Here is a 9,728-nt window from a genome sequence, read left to right as displayed (position 1 = left end):
TTTTGGCACGCTGTTGAGTTCTCAAGGAACGGACGCTTCCTTTGTACTCACCCGCAGAACACTCTCTGGGGCTTTCCTCCGGGCGCTTCCCTTCGATACTTCGTGTTTCCAACCCTACCAGATCCGTTTTCCGTTCCGTTTCCGGTTCGGATTTCATTTCCGGTGGCCGTTGGAGGGCCTTTGCCTTTCGGCGGTGCCGACTTTATCAGAAGTTTTGGGCCGGTCTGACCGGCTCAGGGTTTCCGATTAATCGGGGGGGCTTCTCGAAGAATTGAATTTCGCGAAGCGCGCTAGATGCTAGCCGTTGCAATCGAACCTGTCTAGTTCGGGGCAACTGTTCGAATCTACCTCCCCGGTCTGTCCGTGTCAACGGTCTTTCCGGGGCGAAGAAGAGACTAGCAGCTCAGCGGGGCGCTCGCACATCAGGCGGCCGTGGGCAGCAGCGCGCTGCGCTCGTCCGCGTCCACATCGCCCGTCTCTCCCTCGCGGGCCGCTCGGCCGCCGAGTACATAGACGTATGCCAGGAAAGCCAGTTCCGCCGCGATGCCGATGCCGATGCGGGCCCAGGTCGGGAGGCCGGAGGGGGTGACGAAGCCTTCGATGGCGCCGGAGACGAAGAGGACGAGGGCCAGACCGATGGCCATGCCGAGGGCCGCGCGGGCCTCTTCGGCCAGGGCCGTCCTACGGGAACGGGGGCCCGGATCGATCACCGTCCAGCCGAGGCGGAGCCCGGTCCCGGCGGCTACGAAGACCGCGGTCAGTTCGAGCAGGCCGTGCGGGAGGATCAGCCCCAGGAAGACGTCGAGGCGGCCGACGGAGGCCATCAGGCCGATGCCCACACCTACGTTGAGCATGTTCTGGAAGAGGATCCACAGGACCGGAAGGCCGAGGAAGACGCCCAGGACCAGGCACATGGCAGCGGCCTGAGCGTTGTTCGTCCAGACCTGGGCTGCGAACGACGCGGCCGGGTGGCTCGAGTAGTACGTCTCGTACTGGCCGCCGGGGCGGGTCATCTCGCGGAGCTCGGAGGGGGCCGCGATGGAGGCCTGGACATCGGGGTGGGTGCCGATCCACCAGCCGATGAGAGCGGCTATCGCGGTGGAGAGCAGTGCGGTGGGTACCCACCAGTGGCGCGCCCTGTAGACCGCTGCCGGGAAACCGTGGGTCAAGAAGCGCGTCACATCGCGCCATGAGGCGCGGCGGGTGCCCGTCACGGCACTACGCGCGCGTGCCACGAGCTGGGTGAGGCGGCCGATCACCCGGGGGTCCGGTGCGCTGGACTGGATGAGCGAGAGGTGAGTGGCGGTGCGCTGGTACAGGGTCACCAGTTCGTCCGCCTCCGTGCCGGTGAGACGGCGTCGGCGGCGCAGCAGGGCGTCAAGGCGGTCCCACTCGGCCCGGTGGGCGGACACGAAGACGTCGAGGTCCATCCGGTCTGCTGCTCCTCGCTTTCCGGCACCTGTACGGCGCGATGGTCCTTCAGCTTGGCAGACTGGCGGTTCCTGGGGCAGCTCGTTGAAGGGTGGGTGGCCGGCGTGAGTGAGCTGGTGACGGGTGAGGCGGTGGCGCTGGAGCTGCGGCCCGCGAAGTTGCCGAGTCGGGCGCTTGCCGTGTTCATCGACCTGGCGGTGGCGTTCGCCGTCTATATCGCGGTGACCATGGCGTTCGCGGCTGCGACCGCTTCGCTCGACGACGCCGCGGTCGCGGCCGTCGCGGTGGCGACGTTTCTGTTGGTGCTGGTCGGGATCCCGATCGCCGTGGAGACGCTGAGCCATGGGCGGTCGCTGGGGAAGCTCGCGTGCGGGCTGCGCGTCGTGCGGGACGACGGCGGGCCGATCCGGTTCCGGCATGCGCTGGTGCGGGGAGCCGTGGGGGTCGTGGAGATCCTCATGACCTTTGGGGTCGTGGCCTGCATCGCCTCGCTCGTGTCCGCGCGGGGCCGGCGGGTCGGGGACGTGTTCGCCGGGACCCTCGTCGTACGGGAAAGGGTGCCGACCGGGCAGTCGGCTTTCGTGCCGCCTCCCCCGCCGTGGCTGGTGGGGAGGTTCGCCGAGCTGGATCTGTCGGCCGTGCCGGAGGGGCTGTGGCTCGCGGTGCGGCAGTACCTGACGCGGATGGGGCAGCTGGATCCGCAGGTCGGGTGGGGGATGGCCGAGCGGCTGGCGGGTGAGCTCGCCGCGCACACGGGGGCTCCGGTGCCGAGTGACATGCCGCCCGCCGCGTATCTGGCGGCCGTGACGCACGAGCGGCAGTCGCGAGAGGCCCAGCGGGCGTTCGGGGCGGGCCCTGCAGCAGGTCGTCGGGCGGCTGCGCCCGTGGCCGGTCCGGCTCCCGGGCCCTATGGCGGATACGCGGAGCCCGCGGGGTCCGTGCCGTCCACGCCTCCCGTTCCTCCGGCCCCCGCGTCCGGTCCGGCGGACACCCCTCCGGCCGGTTCCGGGAGTTCGGACGGGCCGGCCACCGGGTTCGTGCCGCCGGCCTGAGTGCGCGGCGGCGTCAGCGGAACGTCGACGGTGGGTTCTCCAGGTCCTCCAGCTCGATGCCGGGGGCCGCGAGGACCACGTCGCCGCTGATGTGGATCGTCTGCTGCTCCCCCGTGTCCAGGGCTGTGACCTGGTATTCGTCCACGGTCAGGGGCCCGCTGTCAGTGGCGTGTGCTTCGCTGTTCAGCAGGGTCCAGGACTGGTCCACCGTGCGGGGTGCGAGGACTGGATCCGTCAGGGCGACGAGGCGGACGCGGGTCGGAGGGGAAGCGGGGGTGAGACCGAGCAGTCGTGCGGTGGCGATGAGGAACGCGGGGGATGTTCCCGTGAACGCGTGCGCGGGGGCGTTTCCTTCGGTGGCGTGAGTGCCCGAGGGGTCGGTGCGGACCCATGTGACGCCGTCGATGGCGGCACCTCTCACCTGCCAGCTCGCCGCGTTCAGTTCGAGGCGGATGGGGCGGCCGAGTTCGTCGAGGGCGAGGTCGATCGAGCCGGCGTGGTCGCCGGAGGGGGTGGTCCGTTGCGCGACATAGCGCCAGCCGGAGGGGCCGGGCGCGCACTGGAAGTGTTCTTCGCCGAGGGGGGTGTGATCGTGCAGATCGTGGAGCGAATAACGGCCGCGGGGCATGGCGTTCGTGGGGTCCTCTGTCTGGCCTGGTGACGGTCGCCGTCGCGTACGGGGCGGGCGGGCGTCGAAGGGCGTGTCCACCGTAGCCAGCGGTGTGCGCGGACACGGGACAGGCCCCCGACACGGGGGTGCGGGGGCCTGTCCTGCGAAGCGGTCAGCCGGCGGGCGGCTGGTGCGCGGTGCCGAGTCGAGTGGTCAGCGGACGCGTGGTCCGGGCACGCGTGCTCGGCGGGCGCGTGCTCAGTAGCGGTAGTGGTCCGGCTTGTACGGGCCCTCGACCTCGACGCCGATGTACGAGGCCTGCTCCGGGCGGAGCGTCGTCAGCTTCACGCCGAGCGAGTCCAGGTGGAGGCGGGCGACCTTCTCGTCCAGGTGCTTGGGCAGCACGTACACGCCGGTCGGGTACTCGGACTGCTTGGTGAACAGCTCGATCTGGGCCAGCGTCTGGTCCGCGAACGAGTTGGACATCACGAAGGACGGGTGGCCCGTCGCGTTGCCCAGGTTCAGCAGGCGGCCCTCGGACAGCACGATGATGACCTTGCCGTCGGGGAACGTCCAGGTGTGGACCTGCGGCTTGACCTCGTCCTTGACGATGCCGTCGATCTTCGCCAGGCCGGCCATGTCGATCTCGTTGTCGAAGTGGCCGATGTTCCCGACGATGGCCTGGTGCTTCATCTTGGCCATGTCCGAGGCCATGATGATGTCCTTGTTGCCCGTCGTCGTGACGAAGATGTCGACCTTGTCGACGACCTCGTCGAGCGTCGTGACCTGGAAGCCGTCCATCGCCGCCTGCAGCGCGCAGATCGGGTCGACCTCGGTGACGATCACGCGGGCGCCCTGGCCGCGCAGCGACTCCGCGCAGCCCTTGCCCACGTCGCCGTAGCCGCAGACGAGGGCGGTCTTACCGCCGATGAGGACGTCCGTGGCGCGGTTGATGCCGTCGACGAGCGAGTGGCGGCAGCCGTACTTGTTGTCGAACTTCGACTTGGTCACGGCGTCGTTCACGTTGATCGCCGGGAACAGCAGGACGCCGTCGCGCTGCATCTCGTACAGGCGGTGGACGCCCGTCGTGGTCTCCTCGGTGACGCCGCGGATCTCGGAGGAGAGCTGGGTCCACTTCTGCGAACCGTTCGAGATCGTGCGGTTCAGGAGCTGGAGGATGACGCGGTGCTCGTCGGACTCGGCGGTGTCGACCGAGGGGACCTTGCCGTCCTTCTCGTACTCGACGCCCTTGTGGACGAGGAGGGTGGCGTCACCGCCGTCGTCGAGGATCATGTTCGGGCCGCCGGTGGGCGTGTTCGGCCAGGTCAGGGCCTGCTCCGTGCACCACCAGTACTCCTCGAGGGTCTCGCCCTTCCAGGCGAAGACCGGGATGCCCTGGGGGTTGTCCGGCGTGCCGTTCGGACCGACGGCGATGGCCGCGGCCGCGTGGTCCTGCGTGGAGAAGATGTTGCAGGAGGCCCAGCGGACCTCGGCGCCGAGGGCGACGAGGGTCTCGATGAGGACGGCCGTCTGGACCGTCATGTGGAGGGAGCCGGTGACGCGGGCGCCCGCGAGGGGCTGGGCGGCGGCGTACTCCTCGCGGATCGCCATGAGGCCGGGCATCTCGTGCTCGGCGAGGGTGATCTCCTTGCGGCCGAAGGCGGCGAGGGAGAGGTCGGCGACCTTGAAGTCCTGGTCCTGTCGGTTGGCGACAGAAGTCATAAGTGAGCTGCTCCTCGGTGCTGTTGCAGTCGGTCGAGGTGGGCTGAGGCGCCTGCCCGCGATACGGGTGGTGCGCGCATGGCTGACCTGCGGCGTCCTGGGACACAAGTGTCCCCTGGTCGTTCGCAGCGCAGTCCGTCGGAGGCCCTCTCTCCCTCGGGTCGACCCGGCGTACGGGCCGCCCGACCGCCATCAGCAGCGACGTCTGGCTCGGTACAAAGCTACACCGATCGGCCCAGCCGAACCCACCCCGCCTCTCGATCCGGTCGGGCGAGTTCCGGATCGGGTCACACCGGAGGGAGGGCCGGGGCGAAATCACGGATACATGACTACGGACTACCCGATACGGGACCTTTGAACTGTCGGCGCTGTGCGCATGTGTTGCACCATGACGAGAGGGCCGCAAAGATTTGCGCGCTCTTGCACGGAACGCTTGAAGGAGACCCCACGTGACCAGTCCGGCCGACCCCCACGCGGGCGGAGGGGCCGTCGAGCAGCAGCGCAAGCTGAGGCTGCTCGCGGTGACCGCATGTCCGACCGGCATCGCGCACACCTACATGGCGGCGGAGAAGCTGCAGCAGGCCGCGGACGCCGCGGGAATCGACATGAAGGTGGAGACGCAAGGGTCCATCGGGGCCGAGAACGTCCTCACCGACAACGATGTCAAGCAGGCTGACGGCATCATCATCGCCGCCGACAAGGACGTCGACCGCAGCCGGTTCGCCGGTAAGCGGGTGCTGTCGGTCGGTGTCTCGGAGGGCATCAGCCACCCCGAGCAGCTGATCGAGCGGGTCCAGAACGCGCCCGTGGCCGGTTCGGAGGGTGGCGGCGCGCAGGAAGCCGCGGCGTCCGGCGGCAAGGAGCGCAGCGCGGCGTACAAGGCGCTGATGAACGGCGTCAGCTTCATGATTCCGTTCGTCGTCGTCGGCGGTCTGCTGATCGCCGTCTCGCTGGCGATCGGCGGTCACGCGACGCCTGACGGGATCCAGATCCCCAAGGACACGTTCTGGTTCAACGTGAACGCGCTCGGCACTCTCGGCTTCAAGCTGATGCTGCCGATCTTCTCCGGCTATATCGCCTTCGCGCTCGGTGACCGCCCCGCGCTCGTGCCGGGCATGATCGGCGGCTTCCTCGCCGCCGACGCCAGCATCTACGGCTCCGACGCCAACGCCGGCTTCCTCGGCGCCATCGTGACCGGTTTCCTCGCGGGCTATCTCGTCCTCGCGATCCGGAAGATCAAGGTCCCGAAGGCCATCCAGCCGATCATGCCGATCATCGTGGTGCCCATCGCGTCCACGCTGGCCGTCGGCCTCGCCTTCATCTACATCCTCGGCGGCCCGATCTCCTGGGTGTTCACGCACCTCACCGACTTCCTCGGCGGGATGACCGGGTCGAGCGCGGTGCTGCTCGGCGCGCTCATCGGCCTGATGATCGCGTTCGACATGGGCGGCCCGGTCAACAAGACCGCGTTCCTGTTCGCCGTCGGTCTGATCGGTACGAACAACGCCGTCATGGGCATGGCCGCCGCGGCCATCCCGGTGATGCCGCTCGGCCAGGGCCTGGCCACGATGATCCACCGCAAGCTCTATACGCAGCAGGAACAGGAAGCCGGTATCGCGGCGCTGTTCATGGGCTGTTTCGGCATCTCGGAGGGTGCCATCCCGTTCGCGGCGGCGCGTCCGGCGCAGGTCATCCCGGCGAACATGCTGGGTGGCGCGGTCGCCGGTGCGATCGCCGGTCTCGCGGGGGTCGAGGACTCGGTGCCGCACGGCGGTCCGATCGTCGCTGTGTTCGGTGCGATCAGCGGGCTCGCCTGGTTCTTCCTCGCGATCGTCGCGGGCACGGTGGTCACCGCCGTGACGACGAACGCGCTCATCGGTGTCAGCAACCGCCGTGCCGCCGCCAAGCAGGCCGCGGCCGACCCGGCCGAGGCCAAGGCCGGCGAGCCCGCGCTGGTCGGTGCCACCCCGGCCGTCGCCGCCGAGAGCGCTCCCGAGGCCCACGCCACGGCGACCGTCGCCTCCACGTCCGCGAGCGCCTCGCTCCAGTCGGCCGCTGCGGCCTCCACCGCGGCAGGCGCGGCCGAGGCAGGGATCGGGGAGCCCGCTGAGGAACCCGAGGTCCTCTCCGGCTACCTCACCGGCCGGACGGTGAAGGTGCAGCTGGACGCGCGGGACAAGGAAGCGGCCATCCGCGAGATGGCCGGCCTCGCCGCAGGCACCGGCAAGGTCGCCGACGTGGAGGAGCTCGTGCGGACCGCGCTGCGGCGCGAGGAGCAGGGCACGACCGGGCTCGGCGAGGAGATCGCCATCCCGCACGCCAAGACGGACGCGGTGACCGCGCCGGTCGTCTGCTTCGCGCGGTCCGACGAGGGCATCGAGTGGGGTTCGCTCGACGGCACGAAGGCCAGGCTGGTCTTCATGATCTCGGTGCCGGAGGCGGCCGCGGGCGATGAGCACCTGCGGATTCTGGCGCTGCTGTCGCGCAAGCTGATGGACACGGACTTCCGGGCGCGGCTGCAGGCGGCCCCGGACGAGGCCGCGATCCTCGAGGTGCTGTCCGAGGTGCAGTGACCGCAACGCGCGACTACGTAGATGGGGCCCAGCCGAGATTGATTCTCGGCTGGGCCCCATCTACGTAGAAGAGTGCTTCAGTGCTCCGTGCTCGGCGTCGGGCCGCCGGGGCGGGCCTCCGGGTCGGAGCCCCTTTCGGCCTCGGACTCGCTGTAGATGTCGGGCTCGAGGTAGATCACGCGGGCGATCGGGACGGCGGCGCGGATGCGGGCCTCGGCATCGTTTATGGCGCGGGCGACCTCGGCGGCCGTGTTGTCGTGGTGCACGGAGATCTTCGCGGCGACGAGAAGCTCCTCGGGGCCGAGGTGCAGCGTGCGCATGTGGATCAGGCCGGTGACGGTCTCGCCGTCGACGACGGCCTTCTCGATCTTCGCGACCTCGTCGGTGCCTGCGGCCTCGCCGAGCAGCAGCGACTTGGTCTCCAGGGCGAGGACGACCGCGATGGCGATCAGCAGGACACCGATGCAGAGCGTGCCGATGCCGTCCCAGACGGCGTCACCGGTGGCGAGGGTGAGGCCGACGCCGCCGAGCGCGAGGATCAGACCGATGAGCGCGCCGAGGTCCTCCAGGAGGACGACGGGCAGCTCGGGCGCCTTGGCGCGCTTGATGAACTGGCCCCAAGTGAGCTTGCCGCGGAGCGTGTTGGACTCCTTGATGGCCGTACGGAAGGAGAAGCTCTCGGCGATGATCGCGAAGACGAGCACGCCCACCGGCCAGTACCAGTGCTCAAGGTCGTGCGGGTGGCTGATCTTCTCGTAGCCCTCGTACACGGCGAACATGCCGCCGACCGAGAAGAGCACGATCGAGACCAGGAAGGCGTAGATGTAGCGCTCGCGGCCGTACCCGAAGGGGTGTTGCGGGGTGGCCTCGCGCTGCGCCTTCTTGCCGCCGAGCAGCAGCAGGAACTGGTTCCCGGAGTCGGCGAGCGAGTGGACCGACTCGGCGAGCATCGACGAGGAGCCACTGAAGAGGAACGCCACGAATTTCGCTACCGCGATCGCTAGGTTGGCGGCCAGTGCCGCCACGATCGCCTTGGCTCCGCCTGAAGCACTCATGTCGTTCCTGGTGTCCCTTCGAGGTTCTACGTCTTACGTCCCGTGCGCGGTGGGTCATTGTTGCAGCACGGGACGCCTCGCATGCCTCTCAGGCCACAACCGTCGCCCGGAAAAGGGTCCCGGAACCGGACACATTGACCTTTTCGCCCGCCGGAACGAAGGCCGACTCGCCGGGCGCGAGGGCGAGCTCGCCGGCCCGGACGGTGCCCGCCGTGCACAGCAGGATCTGCGGCGTCGCGGCCGTCAGGTCGTGGGCGGCGCCGCTCTCCGGCAGGACGAAGCGCGAGAGGCGGAACTCGTCGATGGGGGTGTCGTAGACCTCTTCGCCGTCGGGCGAGGCCTCGGGGCGCAGCACGCCGGGGTCGGTGGCCTCGAAGCGGACGACGCGCAGCAGTTCGGATACGTCGACGTGCTTGGGGGTGAGGCCGCAGCGCAGCACGTTGTCGGAGTTGGCCATGATCTCGACGCCGAGGCCGTTCAGATACGCGTGCGGCACTCCCGCGCCGAGGAAGAGGGCCTCGCCGGGCTGGAGTTGGACGTAGTTGAGCAGCATGGCCGCGATGACGCCCGGGTCGCCGGGGTAGTGGTGGGCGATGCCCGCGTACGGCTCGTAGGCGCCGCCGATGTGCTGGGCGGCGGCCGTGGCCTCGGTGACGGTGCGCTCCATCTCGGCGGGGTCCGCGCTCAGTACGGCGGTCAGGACCTCGCGCAGCGCCGCCTCTTCGGGGTGGGCGCGCAGCAGGTCGGCGTACGGCTTGAGGCTGTCGACGCCGAGGCCTTCGAGGAGCTTCGCCGCCTCCTCGGGCGTGCGGAAGCCGCACAGGCCGTCGAACGGCGTGAGGGCGCAGATCAGTTCGGGCTTGTGGTTGGCGTCCTTGTAGTTGCGGTGCGGGGCGTCGATCGGGACGCCGCGCTTCTCCTCGTCCTCGTAACCCTCCTTCGCCTGCTGGAGGTCGGGGTGCACCTGGAGGGAGAGGGGCGCGCCCGCGGCGAGCAGCTTGAGGAGGAACGGGAGGCGGGGGCCGAACTTCTCGACGGCCGCCGTGCCCAGTTCGTCGGCCGGGTGCGCGTCGATGACCTCGTTCAGCGGGCCGCGCTCGGTGCGCGAGGGGGCGCCGGCGTGCGCGCCCATCCACATCTCCGCCTGCGGCTCGCCGGTCGGCGCCACGCCGATCAGCTGCGGGATGGCGGTGGTGGAGCCCCAGGCGTAGGGGCGGACGGTGTTGGTGAGGCGGTCCATGAGGGGTTCTTTCGGTACGCGGTCCAGGGCGGGGCGGCCGGGCGC

7 protein-coding genes are annotated in these 9,728 nt (G+C 69.5%); 2 read left to right on the top strand and 5 right to left on the bottom strand.

Annotation, left to right across the window (positions count from 1 at the left end):
• Positions 1-422: 422 nt before the first annotated feature.
• A complete protein-coding gene (locus tag ACFV9W_RS27255; protein ID WP_385765491.1) occupies positions 423-1,430 on the bottom strand; it encodes a stage II sporulation protein M in 1,008 nt (335 codons plus the stop codon).
• Positions 1,431-1,535: 105 nt separating this feature from the next.
• Here ACFV9W_RS27255 and ACFV9W_RS27250 point away from each other — a divergent pair, with 105 nt between their 5' ends.
• Complete coding sequence (locus tag ACFV9W_RS27250; RefSeq protein WP_385765488.1) at positions 1,536-2,483, top strand: RDD family protein; 948 nt, start codon at positions 1,536-1,538, stop codon at positions 2,481-2,483.
• Positions 2,484-2,496: 13 nt separating this feature from the next.
• Here the strand turns inward: ACFV9W_RS27250 and ACFV9W_RS27245 are convergent, their stop codons facing one another.
• Both ACFV9W_RS27245 and ahcY read right to left on the bottom strand, forming a co-directional pair.
• Entirely contained in the window at positions 2,497-3,111 is a 615-nt protein-coding gene (locus ACFV9W_RS27245) for a hypothetical protein (protein ID WP_385765485.1), read from the bottom strand.
• 240 nt (positions 3,112-3,351) lie between these two features.
• Positions 3,352-4,815 carry an adenosylhomocysteinase gene (ahcY, locus tag ACFV9W_RS27240; protein ID WP_385765482.1) on the bottom strand — a complete coding sequence of 488 codons (1,464 nt, stop codon included), beginning with the start codon at positions 4,813-4,815 and terminating at the stop codon, positions 3,352-3,354.
• A gap of 449 nt (positions 4,816-5,264) precedes the next feature.
• Here ahcY and ACFV9W_RS27235 point away from each other — a divergent pair, with 449 nt between their 5' ends.
• Positions 5,265-7,388, top strand: coding sequence for a fructose-specific PTS transporter subunit EIIC (locus tag ACFV9W_RS27235; protein WP_385765479.1), 2,124 nt, complete (start codon positions 5,265-5,267; stop codon positions 7,386-7,388).
• A gap of 77 nt (positions 7,389-7,465) precedes the next feature.
• Here ACFV9W_RS27235 and ACFV9W_RS27230 read toward each other — a convergent pair whose 3' ends face one another.
• Together ACFV9W_RS27230 and manA are read right to left on the bottom strand one after the other, a co-directional pair.
• Complete coding sequence (locus ACFV9W_RS27230) at positions 7,466-8,443, bottom strand: cation diffusion facilitator family transporter (RefSeq protein ID WP_385765476.1); 978 nt, start codon at positions 8,441-8,443, stop codon at positions 7,466-7,468.
• Between the two features lie 88 nt (positions 8,444-8,531).
• Complete coding sequence (manA, locus tag ACFV9W_RS27225) at positions 8,532-9,683, bottom strand: mannose-6-phosphate isomerase, class I (RefSeq protein ID WP_385765473.1); 1,152 nt, start codon at positions 9,681-9,683, stop codon at positions 8,532-8,534.
• Positions 9,684-9,728 lie beyond the last annotated feature (45 nt).

The organism is Streptomyces sp. NPDC059897 (assembly GCF_042730865.1).
Lineage (GTDB): Bacteria > Actinomycetota > Actinomycetes > Streptomycetales > Streptomycetaceae > Streptomyces.
The sequence above is the reverse complement of the archived record's forward strand: the minus strand, read 5'-3'. Positions and strand labels throughout refer to the sequence as shown.

Bases quoted from the DNA above. Each gene is read 5' to 3' on its own strand.
- ACFV9W_RS27255 (WP_385765491.1), bottom strand. From the start codon at position 1,430: ATGGACCTCGACGTCTTCGTGTCCGCCCACCGGGCCGAGTGGGACCGC.
- ACFV9W_RS27245 (WP_385765485.1), bottom strand. From the start codon at position 3,111: ATGCCCCGCGGCCGTTATTCGCTCCACGATCTGCACGATCACACCCCC.
- ahcY (WP_385765482.1), bottom strand. From the start codon at position 4,815: ATGACTTCTGTCGCCAACCGACAGGACCAGGACTTCAAGGTCGCCGAC.
- ACFV9W_RS27230 (WP_385765476.1), bottom strand. From the start codon at position 8,443: ATGAGTGCTTCAGGCGGAGCCAAGGCGATCGTGGCGGCACTGGCCGCC.
- manA (WP_385765473.1), bottom strand. From the start codon at position 9,683: ATGGACCGCCTCACCAACACCGTCCGCCCCTACGCCTGGGGCTCCACC.